At 61.3% G+C, this 18914-nt stretch carries 16 protein-coding genes; 9 read left to right on the top strand and 7 right to left on the bottom strand.

Going from position 1 to position 18914, the window contains the following annotated elements; genetic code table 11:
• Positions 1-31 precede the first annotated feature (31 nt).
• A complete protein-coding gene (gene glpX / locus EWV35_RS12175) occupies positions 32-1024 on the top strand; it encodes a class II fructose-bisphosphatase (RefSeq protein ID WP_129662262.1) in 993 nt (330 codons plus the stop codon).
• Between the two features lie 246 nt (positions 1025-1270).
• On the opposite strand, the gene EWV35_RS12170 is transcribed toward glpX, so the two are convergent.
• The 4 genes from EWV35_RS12170 to EWV35_RS12155 all read right to left on the bottom strand — a co-directional run bounded on the left by EWV35_RS12170 (position 1271) and on the right by EWV35_RS12155 (position 5800).
• On the bottom strand, positions 1271-2272 hold the full coding sequence (locus EWV35_RS12170; protein ID WP_129662261.1) for a lipid II:glycine glycyltransferase FemX: 1002 nt from the start codon (positions 2270-2272) through the stop codon (positions 1271-1273).
• A gap of 17 nt (positions 2273-2289) precedes the next feature.
• Positions 2290-3909, bottom strand: coding sequence for an LCP family protein (locus tag EWV35_RS12165; protein ID WP_129662260.1), 1620 nt, complete (start codon positions 3907-3909; stop codon positions 2290-2292).
• Positions 3910-3993: 84 nt separating this feature from the next.
• Positions 3994-4620 carry a 5-(carboxyamino)imidazole ribonucleotide mutase gene (gene purE, locus EWV35_RS12160; protein ID WP_129662259.1) on the bottom strand — a complete coding sequence of 209 codons (627 nt, stop codon included), beginning with the start codon at positions 4618-4620 and terminating at the stop codon, positions 3994-3996.
• 37 nt (positions 4621-4657) lie between these two features.
• Positions 4658-5800, bottom strand: coding sequence for a 5-(carboxyamino)imidazole ribonucleotide synthase (locus EWV35_RS12155; RefSeq protein WP_238654526.1), 1143 nt, complete (start codon positions 5798-5800; stop codon positions 4658-4660).
• A gap of 275 nt (positions 5801-6075) precedes the next feature.
• On the opposite strand from EWV35_RS12155, the gene EWV35_RS12150 reads away from it, so the two are divergent.
• Positions 6076-6681, top strand: a complete 606-nt coding sequence (locus tag EWV35_RS12150; RefSeq protein WP_129662257.1) for a GtrA family protein — start codon at positions 6076-6078, stop codon at positions 6679-6681.
• 16 nt (positions 6682-6697) lie between these two features.
• Here the strand turns inward: EWV35_RS12150 and EWV35_RS12145 are convergent, their stop codons facing one another.
• Entirely contained in the window at positions 6698-7474 is a 777-nt protein-coding gene (locus EWV35_RS12145) for a TIGR03089 family protein (protein WP_129662256.1), read from the bottom strand.
• A gap of 175 nt (positions 7475-7649) precedes the next feature.
• Here EWV35_RS12145 and EWV35_RS13550 point away from each other — a divergent pair, with 175 nt between their 5' ends.
• The 4 genes from EWV35_RS13550 to EWV35_RS12125 all read left to right on the top strand — a co-directional run bounded on the left by EWV35_RS13550 (position 7650) and on the right by EWV35_RS12125 (position 11047).
• Positions 7650-8171, top strand: a complete 522-nt coding sequence (locus tag EWV35_RS13550) for a WhiB family transcriptional regulator (RefSeq protein ID WP_129662255.1) — start codon at positions 7650-7652, stop codon at positions 8169-8171.
• A gap of 47 nt (positions 8172-8218) precedes the next feature.
• Positions 8219-8554: a DUF3499 family protein gene (locus tag EWV35_RS12135; protein WP_129662254.1), complete on the top strand. Its 336-nt coding sequence runs from the start codon at positions 8219-8221 to the stop codon at positions 8552-8554.
• 69 nt (positions 8555-8623) lie between these two features.
• Positions 8624-9919, top strand: coding sequence for a L,D-transpeptidase (locus tag EWV35_RS12130; RefSeq protein WP_129662253.1), 1296 nt, complete (start codon positions 8624-8626; stop codon positions 9917-9919).
• A gap of 90 nt (positions 9920-10009) precedes the next feature.
• Entirely contained in the window at positions 10010-11047 is a 1038-nt protein-coding gene (locus EWV35_RS12125; RefSeq protein WP_238654485.1) for a TIGR01906 family membrane protein, read from the top strand.
• 338 nt (positions 11048-11385) lie between these two features.
• Here EWV35_RS12125 and EWV35_RS12120 read toward each other — a convergent pair whose 3' ends face one another.
• Positions 11386-13047 carry a dolichyl-phosphate-mannose--protein mannosyltransferase gene (locus EWV35_RS12120; RefSeq protein ID WP_238654484.1) on the bottom strand — a complete coding sequence of 554 codons (1662 nt, stop codon included), beginning with the start codon at positions 13045-13047 and terminating at the stop codon, positions 11386-11388.
• A 583-nt stretch (positions 13048-13630) separates the two neighbouring features.
• Here EWV35_RS12120 and rsmI point away from each other — a divergent pair.
• The 3 genes from rsmI to rsmA all read left to right on the top strand — a co-directional run bounded on the left by rsmI (position 13631) and on the right by rsmA (position 16522).
• Positions 13631-14521: a 16S rRNA (cytidine(1402)-2'-O)-methyltransferase gene (rsmI, locus tag EWV35_RS12115; RefSeq protein ID WP_129662252.1), complete on the top strand. Its 891-nt coding sequence runs from the start codon at positions 13631-13633 to the stop codon at positions 14519-14521.
• A gap of 97 nt (positions 14522-14618) precedes the next feature.
• On the top strand, positions 14619-15632 hold the full coding sequence (locus tag EWV35_RS12110; protein WP_238654524.1) for a TatD family hydrolase: 1014 nt from the start codon (positions 14619-14621) through the stop codon (positions 15630-15632).
• Between the two features lie 35 nt (positions 15633-15667).
• Positions 15668-16522 (top strand): 16S rRNA (adenine(1518)-N(6)/adenine(1519)-N(6))-dimethyltransferase RsmA, encoded by an 855-nt coding sequence (rsmA, locus tag EWV35_RS12105; RefSeq protein ID WP_193554112.1) that lies wholly within the window; start codon positions 15668-15670, stop codon positions 16520-16522.
• Positions 16523-16655: 133 nt separating this feature from the next.
• Here rsmA and EWV35_RS12100 read toward each other — a convergent pair whose 3' ends face one another.
• Positions 16656-18872: a glycoside hydrolase family 3 C-terminal domain-containing protein gene (locus tag EWV35_RS12100; protein ID WP_129662247.1), complete on the bottom strand. Its 2217-nt coding sequence runs from the start codon at positions 18870-18872 to the stop codon at positions 16656-16658.
• Positions 18873-18914: the final 42 nt, after the last annotated feature.

Below are 18914 nucleotides of genomic sequence, written 5' to 3'. Positions count from 1 at the left end.
GCGGACGACAACTTCGAAGGCGAGGAACTCTGTGTCGGAAGCGAACGAACAGAACAACCAGGCAGACCGCAACCTAGCGCTCGAGCTGGTTCGAGTAACCGAGGCCGCAGCGATCGCGGGCGGCAACTGGGTAGGGGCCGGGGACAAGAACTCGGCCGACGGTGCGGCCGTTGATGCGATGCGCAACATGCTTTCAACCGTGCATTTCAACGGCACCGTGGTGATCGGCGAAGGTGAAAAAGACGAAGCCCCCATGTTGTTCAACGGGGAACACTTGGGTGATGGGGACGGTCCGGCCCTCGACGTCGCGGTCGACCCCGTTGACGGAACCCGCCTGACGGCGCTCGGTATGAACAATGCGTTGTCGGTCATCGCCGTGGCCGACGGTGGTTCGATGTTCGATCCGTCCGCCGTTTTCTACATGGAAAAGTTGGTGACCGGCCCGGAGGCTGCTGACCTCGTCGATCTCCGCCTGCCCGTCAAACAAAACCTCCACCTGGTGGCCAAGGCCAAGGGCAAGCGCATCAACCAGCTCACCGTGTGCATCCTTGACCGGCCTCGCCATGCGGACTTGGTCGAAGAAGTCCGTGCAACCGGTGCACGTACCCGCATGATCCTGGACGGCGACGTCGCCGGCGCTATCGCAGCGTGCCGCGAGAACACGGGAGTGGATGTGATGCTCGGAACCGGCGGAACCCCGGAAGGAATCGTCGCGGCCTGTGCTATCAAGGCTACCGGTGGTGTGATCCAGGGTCGGTTGGCGCCCAAGGACGACGAAGAAAAGCAGAAGGCACTCGACGCGGGCCACAACTTGGACGCCGTGTTGACCACCAACGAATTGGTCACGAGCGACAACTGCTTCTTCGCCGCAACCGGTGTGACCGACGGAGACTTGCTGCGTGGCGTTCGGTACTTCGGCGACCGCATCAGCACCCAGTCGATCGTCATGCGGTCGAAGTCCGGGACCGTGCGAATGGTCGAAGCTGAGCACATTGCCGAAAAATGGGATAAGTACCAGCGGTAATTCCGGCTCATATTTCGCAACGGCCCGGGGACGCGAGCGTTTCGCCTCGTCCCCGGGCCGTTCCGGTATCCTCCGGTGGTCGACGGCATCTCCAGTGCCGAGGGCACGCGATCGCTCGTGCCGGGGGGGGGCAGGTTGAGGCAAGGCCGCGTTCGCCCGAATCGTCGAGCTGGGCAGTCTCGGGGTCTAGCCGTCTGCCCACCGGGGTCCGAAGAGACCCTGTGAGCGGAACACAACGAGCGGTGGCTACCTGCTCAACGTCTTCCGCAACCGAGCCGCCGCGGCAGAGGCAAGGCGCTTCGCCTTCGGGAGACCGGTTTCCCGGGCCGAGTACGCGAGCCGGTAAGCCTTGTACGCCAGGTTGTTGACCGGAAGGTCCCACGTGCCCGGAAGCGTCACGGGGTAGCCGCCGAATGATTTCTTGAAACCGGTGAACCCCGCCCACGGATGGTTCGGCTCGCCCTCCGGCGCAATGCCGAACATATCGAAACGGCTCAGACCCTTGTTCTTGGCATCGAGCATCATGGTCGAGACCAAAGGGTTATTGGCACTGAGTTTGCGGTGCTCGTACGACATGGATGCGTGCGCGTAGGTTCGGGTGTCCTCGGAGTCATAGACCATCGCCGCGCCGATCGGCTCGCCATCGACGCGAGCAAGGTACACCGATGCTGCGCCGAGCGGCATGAGCGACTTCGCGGCCTGCGTCAGGTAGTCATCCTTCTGCCGGTTGAACCCCACTCGCTCCGCCGTCTGGTTCAAATACTTCAGCAGCACTGCGATGTCGGCAGGATCGTGCGATTCCTCGAAGCTGACTCCCTTTTTGTGGATGTTTCGGTGGAGGTTCCGGTTGGTGGATTTCATCCCCTTGAGGATCGCGTCCTCGTCCTGAGTGAGATCAATCATCCACGTGTGACTCGGCTGAACCTGTCGGGGTGCGAAATGCATTCCGCGGCTCTCAAGATCCTCGAAATGGTCTGCACCTTGGGGGAACATCTCATCGAGGGTCGGTTCCACACGGATGAACAGGCACTTCTTGCTGGCGGCAAGCTGCTTGAGGTCCTCGAGGGCTCGGGTGAAGGCCTGCACGGAATCGGCAATCGGCCCGTACGGGCAATACAAGTAACGCCCTGTACGCCCGCCCTCCAAGGTAGCGAGGTACGAGTAACCGTCACCTGATCTCTGGAATACCTCATGGCCTAGATCGCGCTGAAATTTCGCCCACGCATCGGACTGCAGAATTGTGCTCATTCTTCCCATCTTAGGAGTTAGGGGACTGAACAGGTGCCATTCTCGGTGAGGTCGGCGGCAAGCTGTACATCGAGATTATCGGTCTGGGCCGCATTGGTCCGGTCCTGGCTGCTCAGGCCCAGCGTCTGGGCCACAGCAAGCGGCGAAACAGCCGATACAGGATTCGCCCCGCCTCCGGGAGCCGCCTGAGCGTTCGCGTCCTTGGTATCCGGGGTCGTGCCGTCCTTGGAATCCTGAATGACCTTCGAAATCGACGACTGGAACTTATCGAAATCCGGATACGTCGGAAATTCCTCTGCGAAGTAAGGCGGCGCCATGCCGTACTGGATCAGGTCGTGATCCTTGGACTTGAGACCAAGGTCCACAAAGCTAGGAAGCTGGTTCTCAGGGATATCGGTTTCAATGATTTTCTGGCCGGCGTCGGAGATGTCCTGGAAACGGGTCAGAAGCGTGCCTGGGTCGAGTTGTTTGAGCATTGCAGATTGCACGCAACGCTGCCGCGCCTCACGATCATAGTCCGAAGCACCCTCACGGGATCGTCCGTACCAGAGGGCATGGAAACCGTCGAGATGCTGTTTGCCGGGCTCAATGTATCCGTCGATGGGGTTCGGCTCGCCCGTGATCTCGTCGTGTCCGCCGCCGATCGGCACGCGTCCACCGACATTGATATCGATACCGCCCATTGCGTCGATGAGGTTGGAGAACCCGTCCATGTCCACCAACACATAGGCCTGGATGGGGAGCCCCGTGATGCCTTCCGCTGCGTCCTTCATGGCCTCGGCTCCGGGGTCGGCGGCATTCGGGTAGAGGTCTTTGTGATCATTGGCGACGTCGGGGTACAGGGCATTGAGGATGCATTCGTCGCCGCAGTTGTAACCATCTGGGTAGATGTCCCAGAGCGGCGAATCCTTGGAGAACTGGGCATTCTGCGTATTGCGCGGCAACGAGATCGTCACGGCTTGCCCGGTCTTCGCATCAACGCTGAAAACCGTCATCGAATCGGGGCGTCGACCGACGCGATCATCACCCGCGTCGCCACCCATGAGGAGGAAGTTGTACCGGCCGTCCACGGGTTTCATCTTCGCTCCGGACGCAAAGATTCCGCTGACGGCCCCGCGTCCTACGTTCACCAGATACGCCGAGTACCCGACACCGCCGGCCGTGACGAACAGCAGAACCACGAATCCGATGATCACGGCGGGGCGCATCCCTTTGGCCAGGAGCACGGGCCGAATCAACCGCAAAGTGTCGAAGAACAGGAAAGCCCAGAAGATCGCCAGGGCCACAAGCACGATGACCAGGATGAGCGACATGTAACGCCCCGTGACGAGCTCGATCACCCAGGCGCGATGGATCAGCCATGTGAGGAGCAGGAGAATGAGCAGAACCCACACGGTCAGCGTCACGGTCAGGGCGATCCGCCCCACCTTCCGGTGACCCGCAACGAGCTGGGCCGAGCCTGGGATGATGGTCGTCAGAATCAGGAGTAACCAAGCCCGCTTGGTGCGCGTGAGGGCCCCGCCTGAGCGGGGATTGCGCAGGGGGTCGGTCATTCGCGAGCTGCCAGCCTGCTCGTCCAGTCCGCGTGCGGCCTCGATGTGGTCGGAGGGATCCTGGTTGCTTGGGGGAGTAGTCATGATCGAACCCGATCCTACAGTTTGACCAGCGAAAACACGTGGCTTTGCCGGAGAATTTGGGGAAGTTGAAAGTGTTTACCAGGGTTACGGTGCATAACCGGCGGGCGGGTCGTCGACTTGTTCTTCGGCAGGAACGGACGGTCGACGGGGCCTCGAGGGGGAATCCGCTTCGTCGCGCTCCTGGCGGCGGGTCTCGACTTTTTGGGTCAACGCAGCGCCCTTGTCCTGCGCACTCTGCTTGAGATTCTCTGCGAATTCCGCGAGTTCCGTGCGAATTTCCCGCGCGTCGCGCGAATCGCCGGAACCCAGGATCCGGAGCGCGAGCAACCCAGCATTCTTGGCCCCATTGATTGACACCGTCGCAACGGGAACCCCGGCCGGCATCTGAACGATCGAGAGCAGAGAGTCCATTCCGTCGAGGGTTTTGAGCTGAACGGGAACGCCGATTACGGGCAGTGACGTGACCGAAGCCAGCATGCCTGGCAGATGCGCCGCACCGCCGGCACCCGCGATGATCACACGCAGCCCCCGTTCTTCGGCGCTCTTGCCGTATTCGATCATCTCTTCGGGCATTCGATGTGCCGAAACAACCTGGGCCTCGTAGGATACGCCGAAGTCCTCCAGAACATCGGCCGCCGCCTCGAGTGTGGGCCAGTCTGAATCGGATCCCATGACCAACCCGACGAGTGGGGTCTCTTGCGTATCGCTCATTTTGCGCTCCTTCACGATTGATGAGTCCGTGTGGCCCCTAGGCCTGACCTTGTGCTCGGTAATCTCGTATGCCGGTAGCGGCGCCGTGCGCAACCTGACGCAAGCGCGTGAGCTCATCCGACGGACCGGTCACATTGATGTGACCGACCTTGCGGCCCGGCCGCACCGACTTTCCGTAGGTGTGGATTTTCGCTCCGGGATATTCGGCCATGACGGCCGGATACGCCGAGAACAAATTCTGATTCTCTCCGCCCAGGAAGTTCTTCATCACGGTTACCTGAGCGAGACGGTCGGTCGAGCCTAAAGGCAGATCCAGAACGGCGCGGAGGTGCTGTTCGAACTGACTGGTCACCGATCCGTCCTGAGTCCAATGGCCCGAATTGTGAGGGCGCATGGCCAGTTCGTTCACCAGAAAGCCAGGGCCACGACCAGGGGTTTCGAAGAGCTCAGCGGCCATGACCCCGGTGACTCCGAGCTCGGATGCAAGGAGCAGAGCAGCTTGCTGGGCCGAGTCGGCAGTCTGAGAGTCGATCTCCGGAGCGGGAACGATGACCTCATCACACACGGAATCGACCTGAATGGATTCCGCGACGTCCCAGGCACAAGTCTCGCCCCCGGGACGGCGAGCGACCAACGCGGAGAGTTCCCTCGAGAATTCGACCTTTTCCTCGGCCAGAAGAGCGCCGTCGGTCCAACCGGCGTCACTGGCCTTCGCAAACCAGTCCGCGACCTCGGGAGAGCCGACGTCCTCCGGGTCCACAAGCATGACCCCCTTGCCGTCATAACCACCGCGAGGCGTCTTGAGGACAACCGGCCACCCGGTTCTCTCGCCGAACGTGCGCAGCTCGTCGGGGTTCCTCACGGCGTCCCACTGAGGGTTGGGCAGACCCAGGCGGTCCACGGCACGGCGCATTTCGATCTTGTCCTGCGCATGCAGGAGGGCCTCGGGTCCCGGGTGGACCGCAACGGCGTCACGAATGAGCGTGCGAAGGTGGTCGGTCGGGACATGTTCATGATCGAAGGTCAGAACGTCGACACTCCGTGCGAATTCCCGGAGAGTGCTCAGGTCCGTGTAATCGCCGACGGGCGACGTCGGAACGACCGCCGCCGCACACACCTCGGGCGATTCCGCGAGGACACGCAATTCGATACCGAGTTCACTCGCCTCGGGCGCCATCATGCGGGCCAGCTGCCCGCCACCTACTACACCGACAATGGGACCAGTTTTGGGAAAAATCACCCTTTCAGGCTACCCGTTGATCTCGGTCACGGTGACAGATTTCGTGGATTTGTGCATTCGAATCGGGGCTCGCACAGGTAGACTCGCTCTGAGCCGTAGGGGTTCTTCTCGAGCGATGATTCTTCGTGATCGGATATGCCCTTCCGCGGTCGCCACCTGAAACAGGAGGCGAGCGGCGCTGCGGCGTCCCCTATACCCGATGTCGTGGAGTATGAGTGTCGACCGTTGCTGAGAAAGTCCGTGGGCTGTGGGATCTCTTCCTCAAGGAGGTCCTGAAGTTCGGGATCGTCGGTGCGTTGGCCTTTGTCGTCAACGCGTCTGTCACGTTGCTGCTCATGAACACCTGGTTCCAAGACGAAGGGCACGCCAAAGCGAAGTTCATTGCCGGTGTCGTGGCGACCATCTTCTCCTGGATCGTCAACCGCCTCTGGACTTTCCGCGACAAGCGACAGGACAACAAAGTTCGAGAGGCCGTTCAATTCGCGGTCGTCAACCTCATCGGCATTGCCGTCGAATCCGGTTGCGTGATGTTCACGTTCTATATCTTGGGGCTGACCTCGAAAGAGGCCTCATTCATCTCCGGAACGATTGTCGGCACCGTCTTGGGCACGATCGTTCGATACTTCGCGTACCGATTCTGGGTCTACGGCGGACAGAACGAGGCCGAAATCTCGGACGAGCAGGCTCACATGACGCGAGAAGAACGAGTCGGCAGATTCGTCACCGAGGCCACCGAGATCGTGACGGGGACCCTGGACGCAGACGAGGTCGTGCGGCGCTCGCGAGGGCGCGGCTCATCCGGTTCCTCGCCGATGCCCTAAGACTTACCTCGCCTGTTCAGTCCAAGAATTCTGCCTTCTCCTCGGAGGCAATGGTGGCAAGTCGCTCCTCGTGGTGAACAACGCTGGCATCCAACAGCACGAGTGCCTTCCCGGCCGCCACGATCCCGCAAACTTGTGCCAAGAAATCCAAGTTCAGGGGCTGGCTGCCCGAATCGACCATGATGCCCTGGCGGTCGTCGTCCGTTTGGGCAACCCGGTCGCACCACGACGAGGCGAGTTCGAGCCACTCGTTGAGTGTCACCGACTGGTAGGTGCCGTTCACGACGGCGCGGCCGATTCTGTGCGAACCCATGACCGCATCGATCGGATCGAAAAGGTCACCGAAGGATCTGATTTCCGCGCAGTAGTCGATCGAATCATCCGGCCACTGCTGGACGTCCTGGTCGTAGCTCATGGCCAGTGCGCCGCGCGCCATGAAAACCGCGGTTTCCGCTTCCGCCGCGCGATCATCGACGTCGAAGCCGAGCCAGAAAGTCGATGCCTCGTTATCCGAATTCACCACGCATCCTGCGCGCAATGCGCCGAGGGTCGCGGCTATACTCCTCCAGTGCGGAGGTGCCGCAATATCCAAGGAGTCCCCGTGAGCGGCGTCGAGTTCGTCCACGAAGAGATTGGCCGACTTGGCAATCCAGTTTTCGGTGACCTTGCCCGAAAGTTCGATCCGCTCGGCATCGGGTCCGTACCAAATCAGTGCCGGCCTCGAGGACGAGGCGAGAAAACGACTGAATGTCTCCAGATTCGCGAAATTCTGGGGTGAGGGCGTGTGCGTCATGGGCCGAGTCTACCGGCATGTGAGACGAACGCGACATGCGGCGCGAGTTGGGAAACAGCCTCGGTCCTTGACTTTTGAATCACATTCGAGCTTGACGTCAGCGGCTTACACGGTTGTAATTATGAGTGGAATTTTCAAAACCACCGCGCGGCAGGGAGCGCAGGGAAGGACGAGCATGGGCGAAGCAGTGCGGCGCCGGAGCACATCATCCGCTTCCGATGGAAGGGGTATCAATGCTTCCGTTCCAGTCGACTGGTACGTCGATCCTGCCGATCCTTCCGCCCGAGGTCGTGAGACCATGGGCTCCCTGGAAGACCAGGCGACTGCTTTTCTCGCCGCGGCCGAGGACCGCGAGAAGAAAACCGGACCGTCGAACGATTCCCACGAGAACCGTGTGGACCTGTTCTCCTCGGACCCGGACGTCCTCAAGATGTGGCAAGCAGCCGCCGGTCAGTATGGCACGGATGACGAAGAAGGTGAACTCGCCTGGCAGGCCGATGCACTGTGCGCCCAGACCGACCCGGAGGCTTTTTTCCCGGAAAAAGGCGGTTCAACCCGTGACGCCAAACGCGTGTGCTCGGAATGCCCCGTCAGTGAAGCATGCCTGGACTATGCGCTGGCCAAGGACGAAAGATTTGGTATCTGGGGCGGCCTGTCCGAACGTGAACGCCGTCGTCTGCGCAAACGCGCCAGCTAGCCTACGCACACCGTCCTCCCAGCCGACGGTATTAATCTTGGGATCCCATGACTGAGAACATTCGTATGTGCTCGCGCATGATGTGTCATCGCGAGGCAACCTATACCCTGACGTACGCGTATTCGGAATCCACCGTGGTTATCGGACCGCTGGCGACCCGAGTCGAGCCTCACGCGTACGACATGTGCTCCTTCCACGCCGCACGGCTCACTGCCCCACGAGGGTGGGATATAGTTCGTTTGGACGTTGACGATGCCCTGATCGCGCCGGCTGGGGAAAGCGCTGGTGCATTGACTCGGCAGCAGGAGCCGGAAGAATCACCTGCGGCGCCGGACAACGTCACCAATCTTCACTTCTTGCGCGGGCTCGGCCCGCGCGCATAATTGCCTTGAGGTCCGCGTCGGCGGACGCGGTTGCCCTTGGATGCCGCACATTGGAAGGAATACTGCATAGTGACCGAACCGACTCCACAGAACCATCGGTCGGCCGGCCCCCGAAGAATTCGCGGCCTGGTCGGTCAGGGAGAAGGAACACCACACGGCCTGACCCGCCGCAAAGCCGTGGCAGGAGGCGCCCTCGGACTCTTCAGTGCGGCCATCCTCACGGCCTGTTCGAATACCGACGATTCGAGTGCGTCTCCGTCATCGTCATCAGGCCCGGGTGCAGCATCGTCGTCGAATGACTTCACGCCTCAGGTTACTGTCAAACCTGCGGCCGATACCGAAGAGGTCAATCCTGTGGATCCCGTCACCGTGACCACGAATGAGGGCCGGCTCGAGCGAGTAACGATAGAAGGCGGTTCCCAAACCGTCGAGGGCCAGGTCTCGGAAGACGGTCTGACCTGGACTGCTCAGGGGCCCTTCGAATTCGATACTCAGTACACGGTCAACTACACCGTGACCAAGGGGCCTTCCAAACACGAGGGAAACAGCAAATTCTCGACCGTCGTCGCCGCCAACGAAGCCGACGCCAAGATCAATGTGGGAGACGGCAAGACATACGGTACGGGTCAGGTGATCCAGTTCGACTTCTCGGAGCCTGTAACCAATAAGGCTGATATCGAAGCAGCCATCACCGTGACCGGCGGAGGCGTCGGTCCGGGTCGTTTCCGGTGGTACTCGGACACCATGGTCCGGTATCGCCCGGAGGATCTCTGGGCACCTGGTTCGCAGGTCACCATCAACGCGAATATTCTCGGCAAGAATCTGGGCAACGGGCAGATCGGCAACCAGAATTACCAGGTGACCTTCAACACGGCGGAAAAGCATTATGCCTTCGTGGACAACAACACCAAGTCCATGAAGATGTACGTCAACGACCAGCTTGTGCGCGAGGCGCCGGTGACTTTGGGGGACAAGGACTGGCCGTCCGTGACTGGCAAGTTAGTCATCATGGAGCAGTCCAAGAAGTACAAATTCGACGCCAAGACTTTGGGTCTGAAGAAGGGCGACGAACACTGGTACGAGCCCTTCGAAGCCACGAACACCAACCGTTTGACGGCCAGCGGCGCATTCGTGCACCAGGCCGAGCCCTCGGCATACAGCTCGGTGGGCGTGGCCAATATTTCCCACGGTTGCATCGGTTTGTTGCCCGATGACGCACTGTTCTTTTTCGACACTTTCACCGTCGGCGACATCGTGGAAACCCAGAACACCGGATACGGCCAGGCCAATCCAGATAATGGATACGGTGACTGGAACATTCCCTGGGAGAAGTACACGGACACCAGCTGGCACGGTAATTGGTGATTCCGGCCGCATGACGTCACGGTAGCCCAGCTCAGCCTGGGCCCGTGGCGTACTTCGCGGCCCGGCGCCGCATTCTGAGTGAGGAGAAGCATGCCCGTCCCTTCCCGCCCCGATGATCACGAGACTCCCTGGGCGGAGTCTCCACAGCAAGATTGGGACAATCTCCTCCCAGCAGTGAAAGCCGACTTCGCTCCGAAAACCTCCGTGGAGAAGGCCTCTCCGGAGCCGGATACGACCGAAGCCGAACAGCCATCGCGCGGTGGGTCGACAGCCTCATCACATGGCGTATCGGGCGGGGCAGTGACGGGTTCCGACGCGATGAGTGCGCCTTCGAGATCGGGTGCTCGTGCACAAGACAGGGACGAGAAAACCGCTCGGGCTTCCGCGCGCGAGGCGGCGCTGGAGGATCGACCCAAGGCCTTGCGGTTGCGTCAATTCGTCATCGCGGTTGCGGTTCCTTTGGCGACGTTGATGGTCGGGGTCCGGTTGATTGCGACTCCTGTTTTCCTGTGGTTCGAATACCACCGCCCTGGGTTCCCTGGGGATTCCTTCGGGTTCTCCACGGACGACAGAATGACCTACGGGTCCTACGGATTGAACTACATCCTGAATTTCGCACCCGACCGGTACTTGGCCGATGTGGTCACTGCCGACGGCGACCAGGTCTTCACCCCGGCGGAAGTCTCACACATGACCGACGTCAAGCATGTGATGCTGTGGACCATCCTCGTCATCGCGGTATTCTCACTGATCGCGGTACTTTGCATGAAGGGTCTCCGTCTCCGAGCCCCGGGGGCGATCCGTAAAAGCATTTTCTGGGGCGCGTGGCTGACCTTGGGCGTACTGGCACTGCTCGGCATACTCGGGGCGCTGGGCTGGGAATCATTTTTCACGGGATTCCATGAGATCTTCTTCTCCGGAGGCAACTGGGCCTTCCGAGTCTCGGACAGCTTGATCCGGTTGTTCCCGGAACAGTTCTGGGTCGATTCGGCGATAGGTATCGGTCTCTTCAGCGTCCTCGTCAGCGTCGTGCTTCTCATCTGCGCATGGCCGACCGCCTTCCGGCGGCAACGGGCGCTCAAGGCGGCTCATGATCGCCAGGAAATTCGCGAGCGTTTGAGCCGCTAGCCTTCTTCCGGATCGCGAGTACTGAGCGCGTTCCGAAGCCTAGGCCCCCAGCGGGGGAACCGGAGTTCCGAGCATCCCTCGATGTCGGAAACGGCAAGGAAGTCTGCCTCCGGACCCTGTGAGGGTTGCCGTACCTGCACTCGCGAATATCGGTGTGGAGACTCAGGAGACATCTCGCGTTCGAATATCTCCGCCGTCGCCACCCGTGCGATGGTCCCGGTGCACACGAATAAAACCGCTTAGGGGATGGTCGCTGCCGCGTGGGCAGGGACATGAGGAACCTCGGCTGCGGGCTTGGTCACACATTCCACCTGTTCCGGCGGAAGGAAAGCCTCGGACTAGATCCAGGCATCGAACCACATACGCCACCGCCAGTGGTCATACGGGATCATGTGACCTGTCCAAATCGGCCAGAAAAAGTTGGTGATCAGCAATGCGGCGATCAGGAAGACGCCGACGACGATCAAGCCGAGTCGGCGGCGTCGCACGGAATCTCCCGGTCGACCGAGGCCCAGGCCCAGTACAGCCGTCAAGCCGAGAATGAGCCACGGCAAAAAGGACAGGGCGTAGAAGTAGAAAGTCGTGCGATGCGGGTACGCGAACCACGGGAGGTAACTGACCGCGAACACCAAGAAAATGGCCCCCATGCGCCAATCCCTCTTGATGATCCACCAGATCAACACGAACAGCATGGCTGCTGCCGCGGCCCACCAGATCAACGGGTTGCCTACGTTGAGGATCGCTTCCGAACACCGCGACGCCGCGCATCCGGCTTGTCCGGAATCGTACGACTCGTAGTAGTAGGAGGTCGGCCTTCCCAGGATCAGCCACTGCCACGCCGGTGACATGTAGGTGTGAGGTGAGTCGAGGTGTGTATGGAAGCTGTACGCCTGTTCGTGATAGGCCCACAGACTTCTCAAAGCGGGCGGTAGCCACGAGACGCCTTCCCCCGGGTGCTCCGCGGCCCAATGACGGTCGAACCCATCCGAAGAGACGAACCATCCGGTCCACGTGATCAAGTAGGTGACCAACCCGATTCCGACGATCGATATCGCGGCCGGCCAGGAATCCTTGAGGAGCGCGCCGGTGAACCAACTGCGTATTCCCACGACCCTGCGTGCCGACACATCCCAGAGGACAGTCAGGATTCCGAAGATCGCGACGAAGAAGAGCGCGTTCCATTTCACCCCGACCGCTGCACCGCAAGAGATTCCCGCCGCTATCCGCCACCACCGGACTCCTAGCCACGGACCGTACTTGAGAAATGCGGGCGATGGGGCCTGCGAAGGCCCCCGCCCCTGGGACTGACTCACCAAGAGCGCGAGTTTTCTCCGGGCGGATATCCGGTCGGCCACGAGGAACGCGAAGGCGAGCAACAACCAGAACATCAGGAAGATGTCCAGAAGCGCGAGGCGGGATTGGACGATGTGAAGGCCATCGATGGCCATCAGGAAGCCGGCGATGCTGGACAGCGTGATCGAGCGGAACATCATCCATCCGACCCACATGATCACGGCGATCGAGAGCGTTCCGAACAGTGCTGCCCCGAATCTCCACCCCAATGGATTGTCGTCACCGAACAACAGCATGCCGAGCGCAATCATCCATTTGCCGAGCGGGGGATGAACCGCGTATTCCGCTTGCTCGGAGGGCTGGACCGGATTCCCTGCGATGAACGACGCATTCGCGTCCTTGGACCATTGTCTTTCATGGCCGAAGTGGAACAGCGAATAGCCGTCCTTGGCATAGTAGGTTTCATCGAAAGCCATGGCATTCGGATGCGCCAGGCTCGTGAATCGCAGGAGCGCGGCCAGGGCCATCACCAGGGCTGGGACAACCCACCAATACCGAGGCAGAGCCACGGGCACCACGCGCAAGCGGTCCAGGAGTGCATCGAGCCGGAATGCGCCGGGCGAAAACCTCGGGCCGCTCTTGCCGTAACGGCGTGCCGAGGAGGTCTTGGAGCCAGAATCCGGGGTCGCTGTATCGGTGGTTCTCACTCTTCCTATGCTACGGGAGCCGCCGCAAAGCCAGGGAACAAGTTGCCTGGCAGAACCTGACAGCGGTGTGCTGGCCGCCGGATACACCTATCAGTCGCCGACACGTCTCGGCGCCGCACCGTGTACACGTCTATAGCGCTGGGTACTCCTATGGTTTTCGACAGGCCGTCACGGCGAGTTTCCTCGGGTGTTTTCCGGCTTCTGTTGGTGTCCTTCCGTGGCCGAAGGGCGAGGCCAGGACGCGAGAGGGCCCGGGGTATAGATGCAGCTATTGCCAGGGAACACGCCGGATTTGCTGACGCGCTGCGCGGGGAAGGAGCTCGCCGCGTGAATCGAGGCCGTCGACCATTCATTAGCGGTCCGGCCTTTTACGTCTACGACGAGGATTTTTCTGCGGCAGCCCCTCAGATCGTTTTGAAGACCACAGCCATGTCTACGACCGGTTCTCGACGCCGGTGCCGAAGATCAAGGGCAAGACCCATTACGAGCTTCCGGCGGACCAGGGCCGGGATGTCCAGGGACCCACCCGGCCGCACCGGCGTTCGACGACAACCTCTGGGCCGGCAACGGTTAGTCTGGATGAGTGAACTCGACTCCGGAAACCACCCCAGCCCCTAGGCCTGTCGACGACGGAAAGCTCGTCCTCGCGGCGACCCCGATTGGAAATCTTAAAGACGCCAGCGAACGACTTAAGGAGTATCTCGCCAGCGCGGACGTCGTCGCAGTCGAAGACACACGGCGATTGAGAACCCTCGCTTCCGGATTGGGGGTCACCGTCAGCGGACGCATCGTCACCAACCACGAGCACAACGAGATCCGTCGTGCAGAAGAGCTCGTCACCGCCGTCCACATGGGACAGACGGTCCTTCTGATATCCGATGCCGGGATGCCCACGGTTTCCGATCCTGGGTTCCGCGTCGTCGAGCGCGCCGTGGAGGAGGGCCTCACTGTCTCCTGCGCTCCCGGACCATCGGCGGTCCTTTCCGCGCTCGCGGTATCGGGCCTGCCATCGGATCGATTCGTCTTCGAAGGGTTCATCCCGCGAAAGGTCTCCGAACGCCGGGCCAGGTTGTCCGAACTCCTAGCCGAGCGCCGAACCATGGTCTTCTATGAAGCCCCGCACCGATTGGCGCCCATGCTCGGTGCGCTGGTCGAGAGCTTCGGTGACGAGCGACGGGCAGTGATCGCCCGTGAACTGACCAAACTTCACGAAGAAGTCGTCCGCGGAAGCCTCGGAGAACTGTTCATGTGGGCTGATGAGCATCAGGTGCGTGGTGAAATCGCGGTCGTCGTCGAAGGAGCTCCCGAGCCCGAGGCGGAAAGCCCTGAAAGCTTGACCGACGAGGTTGAGGCACTCGTCGCGGGCGGCATGAGGCTCAAGCAGGCCGTCAACGACCTGGCCGCCGCGCACCACGTCAGCAAACGAGACCTGTACGAAGCGGTGCTTTCGCAACGCTCCGAAGGCGAAGAATAGAATCACTCCACCTCCAGATATTTCAGGAGAAGATACACCCATGTGTACGGATCCCAACGCCTCGTGGCGAGAACTTGCCCCCGACGCCGTCGACCTGATGAATTCCTTGTGGCCCGACCCCGCGTGCCGTCCCGAGATCGTCCCCGGAGAGACGCCGCCGGCATACGAAGCAGAGAGGTACACGGGGATCGCCGAGGAACAGTCCGGCCGAGGGACTCGCCGAAGGGGAACCGCCGCAGACGACGGTCGCTCTCGCAACCTTGTTTTTCCGCCCGCGCCCGAACCGCTTCCTTCCCCTGTCATCGACGACCACACGCACATGGACCTCCTGGACGGAGAAGTCGAGATCTCGGCCAAGGATGCGCTCGATACGGGCGAAGCCGTTGGAATAGGCGCCATAGTGCAAGTCGGTTGCGACCTCATCTCCTCCGCCTACGCCGTCACCGCAGCCGAGGCCGACGCACGCGTTCTGGCCGCGGTCGCGATCCACCCCAACGAAGCACCGGGTCTGGCCGAAGCCGGAAAGCTCCATGATGCCCTCGCCGAACTGGAAGCCATGGCGGCCTCCGAGCGGGTGAGGGCCATCGGTGAGACGGGGCTGGACTACTTCCGAACCGATGAAGACGGTCGCGAGGCGCAACAAGACAGTTTCAGGCGGCACATCCGGTTGGCCAAGAAATTGGGGCTTGCCCTGCAAATTCATGACCGTGATGCGCATGAGGACGTCGTCGCGATCCTGGAGGACGAAGGCGCCCCCGAACGTACCGTATTTCATTGTTACTCCGGCGGGCCGGAACTGGCCGACGTGTGCAACCGGAACGGCTGGTACATGTCCTTTTCCGGAACCGTGACGTTCAAGAACTCTCACGGAGTCCAAGAATCCCTGGAACGCGCGCGGGCAGAACTGATCCTCGCGGAGACCGATGCGCCCTTCCTGACCCCGCACCCGTACAGGGGACGTCCGAACGCCTCATACATGACCAATTACACGGTGCGATACATGGCTCAACGCAGACAAGACGATCTGGCGGACCTCTGCACGCAAATCCGGGAGAACTCCATGGACGTCTACGGCTCGTGGGGCGCCCCCGGATTCTCTCGTGACCGCTAAAGCAATGCTCGTGCGCCTGTAGAATCCGTGAAGTGATGGAAACAGCTCTTCTGGGTGCCGCCGAGATCCGAGACCTCGCGGAGCGGGCCGGCATCAGGCCGACCAAGACTCTCGGTCAGAATTTTGTGATCGACCCGAATACGATTCGCAGGATCATCGCGACGGCCAAGATCCAGCCGAACGAGACGGTCCTTGAGGTCGGACCGGGCCTCGGTTCGCTGACCTTGGGCATTCTCGACTCCGCGAGGCACGTCGTCGCCGTGGAGATTGATCCGCCTTTGGCACGGCAGCTTCCGGAAACCGTTCAGCGTTTTCGGACCGAGGATGCAGCTCGACTCGATGTGGTGCTTTCGGACGCGATGAAAGTGCATGAGCTCCCCGAAACACCGGATGCACTCGTCGCCAATCTTCCGTACAACGTTGCGGTACCGGTGCTGTTGAATCTTTTGGACCGGTTCCCCTCCATCAAACACGGTTTGGTGATGGTTCAGGACGAGGTGGCTGACAGGCTCGCGGCCCAGCCCGGATCCAAAATCTATGGCGTGCCATCCGTCAAGGCAGCATGGTTCGCCGATGTCACGAAGGCCGGAGTGATCGGCACGAACGTGTTTTGGCCTGCGCCGAAGATCCGGTCCGGCCTGGTCGCATTCACGCGCCGAGACAAGCCGTTGGCCGACGTCGATCGTGGAGTCCTCTTCACGGCCATCGACGCCGCATTCGCCCAACGACGCAAGACATTGCGTGCAGCACTCGCCGGGTGGGCCGGATCCTCGGCCCTCTCGGGGGAAATTCTCGAGGCGGCGGGTGTCGACCCCTCGTTGCGCGGCGAGCGGCTCGACATCCACGAGTTCATCCGTATCGCTCAGGCGGCTCGGACCCGGATGGGCTGAGCGCGGTTCCGCAAGTGCAGGTGGAGATCGTAGCCATCTGACCTTCCTTGCACCTGGTAGAAGTCTCAGCGACCATGTCCGTTGCTGGGCCCGGCCGGCCTCAGATCTGCCGGGCTGCCCCCGCGAAAACGGATTATTGCTGGGCCAGGCTGATCAATTGCTTGACCTGCTCCTTCGGCACGCCAAAGCTGACCAGTCGGCCCACCGGGAGGGAACCTATCAGCGATTCCATGTCTTGTTCCCCCGACGCATCGCCGTCCGCGGTCGAACCCAAGAAGGAGATCAGGTGTTCTCGCATCTTGGGACCAGCGGTCGGGTGCGCGAGGATTTCCGCCAGCGAAGACTGTGCGGTGAGGGGGAGGCGCACTTCGTCGCCGTTGAGTTCCACGGTGGCTTCGCCTCGAATGTCCCGGCTGGAAGCTCCGACCTCAACCCGGTATGTGCCTCCCTCGACGACGAAACGGTCGACCCGAATGTCCCAGTAGGCGAGGTTCGCCCGGTCGATGGTCAGGGCGACATCGCGTGACTCGCCGGCAGCGATCTCGACCGAGACGAAAGCCTTCAGCTCCCGAGGAGCGCGATCAACGGCTGAATTCTCCGGCCCGACATAAACCTGCACTACCTCACGGCCGGACCGCTGGCCGGTGTTTGTGACACGCACGCGGATCTCGACGTCGTCGTGGTCGTTGACGGAAACCGTGGGGGAGCCGTACTCGAAGTTCGTATAGGCCAGCCCATGTCCGAAAGGAAAAGCTACCTCGAAATTCCTCTTGTCGTACCAGCGGTATCCGACGTGGATTCCCTCCCCGTAGCGGACGTGTCCGAACTCCCCGGGGAAGTTCCCGAACGCTGGGGTGTCCTCGAGGCGATAGGGAATGGTTTCTCCGAGGCGCCCTGAAGGAGCGGCCTCGCCGGTCAGGATGTCCACGAGAGCCGACCCGCCTGCTTGGCCGAGCAACCAGCCTTCCACAATGGCGGGAACCGAATCCGCGAAGGGTAGAGCCACGACGCCGCCGTTGGAGACCACGACGACGGTCCGGGGATTGGCCGCAACGACCTCGTTCAGGAGTTCCAACTGATCGGCGGGGATATCAAGGGTTGTTCGGTCGAATCCCTCGGATTCGGCGGCGTCGGGCAGTCCCAGGAACACGACCGCGACGTCCTTCGTGCGAGCGAGTTCCACGGCCTCGGTGCGGAGTGCCTCGGAGCCTTTCCCATCGAAGGTGAAACCCGGCGCGAAGTCGACCTGCTCACCGACCTTCTCGCAGAAGGTGTCGAGGGCCGTGTCCACACGGGTCGGGTTGATATGAGAAGAACCGCCGCCTTGGAAACGAGGGGTGCGTGCGAACTCGCCGATGAGGGCTATGCTCTGTCCATCCTTGAGGGGAAGGGTCTGGCCGTCATTCTTGAGCAGGACAGCCGATCTCGTGGCGGCCTCGCGGGCGATGCGGTGATGAGCCTCGACGTCGAGCGGACCCGATGGCTTCACCCGCCGGCCGGACCTTTCGATCAGGTTGAGAACGCGCTGGGCCGACCGGTCGACCAAGGTTGCCTCCAGCCGGCCTGCATGTACCGCGTCGAGAACCTGCGCATCCGTGATGCCATCCGACGACGGCATCTCGAGATCCATCCCCGCCTTGACGCCCGCAACACGGTCGTGGACGGCTCCCCAGTCGGAGACCACCATTCCATCGAAGCCCCAGGCCTCTCGCAGTACGTCGGTTAACAACCAGGAGTGTTCCGAAGCGTATGTGCCGTTGATTTTGTTGTAGGAGCACATCACGGTCCACGGCTCGGCTTCTTTGACGACTCTTTCGAAAGCGCGGAAGTAGATTTCTCGGAGCGGGCGGTCGTCGACGTCCGCAGAAACCCGCATGCGGTCTTCCTCCTGGTTATTTGCCGCGAAGTGTTTGAGGCAAGCACCGACGTTTTGCGACTGGATACCTTGTACGAGCCCCGCGGCAACCGTCCCCGCGTGGTACGGATCCTCGGAGAAATACTCGAAATTACGGCCGCACAAGGGTGAACGTTTGATGTTCACCCCAGGGCCCAGAAGTACCGAGACGTCCTCAATGGCCGCCTCGACGCCCAGTGCCTGGCCCACCCGTTCTGCCAGGTCCGGGTCGAACGCTGACCCGAGTGCGACGGCGGGCGGAAAACAAGTCGCCGGAACGGATTCATTGATACCGAGATTGTCGCTGGAGCCAGCCTGCTTGCGGAGGCCATGAGGGCCGTCCGTGAGCATGATCGACGGGACATCAACCCGGTCGATGTTCTTGGTGGTCCAGAAGTCCTTGCCGCTGAGCAGCTGGGCCTTTTCTTCGAGCGTGAGGTCCTGTGAACTGACCACGGTCTTCTCGCTTTCGTGGGGTTGAATGGGGTCTCGCTGGGA

Origin of the sequence: Rothia uropygialis (assembly GCF_004137765.1) — a bacterium.
Lineage (GTDB): Bacteria > Actinomycetota > Actinomycetes > Actinomycetales > Micrococcaceae > Rothia.
Note: the sequence above shows the minus strand (reverse complement) of the source record. Positions and strands in the feature narration are given on the sequence as shown.

Coding starts and splice junctions, on each gene's coding strand:
- EWV35_RS12155 (WP_238654526.1), bottom strand. CDS start 5,800: ATGATGGCGCCCGAGGCGAGTGAACTCGGTATCGAATTGCGTGTCCTC.
- EWV35_RS12170 (WP_129662261.1), bottom strand. CDS start 2,272: ATGAGCACAATTCTGCAGTCCGATGCGTGGGCGAAATTTCAGCGCGAT.
- rsmA (WP_193554112.1), top strand. CDS start 15,668: ATGGAAACAGCTCTTCTGGGTGCCGCCGAGATCCGAGACCTCGCGGAG.
- EWV35_RS12145 (WP_129662256.1), bottom strand. CDS start 7,474: ATGACGCACACGCCCTCACCCCAGAATTTCGCGAATCTGGAGACATTC.
- purE (WP_129662259.1), bottom strand. CDS start 4,620: ATGAGCGATACGCAAGAGACCCCACTCGTCGGGTTGGTCATGGGATCC.
- EWV35_RS13550 (WP_129662255.1), top strand. CDS start 7,650: ATGGGCGAAGCAGTGCGGCGCCGGAGCACATCATCCGCTTCCGATGGA.
- EWV35_RS12165 (WP_129662260.1), bottom strand. CDS start 3,909: ATGACTACTCCCCCAAGCAACCAGGATCCCTCCGACCACATCGAGGCC.
- EWV35_RS12125 (WP_238654485.1), top strand. CDS start 10,010: ATGCCCGTCCCTTCCCGCCCCGATGATCACGAGACTCCCTGGGCGGAG.
- EWV35_RS12135 (WP_129662254.1), top strand. CDS start 8,219: ATGACTGAGAACATTCGTATGTGCTCGCGCATGATGTGTCATCGCGAG.
- EWV35_RS12110 (WP_238654524.1), top strand. CDS start 14,619: ATGAATTCCTTGTGGCCCGACCCCGCGTGCCGTCCCGAGATCGTCCCC.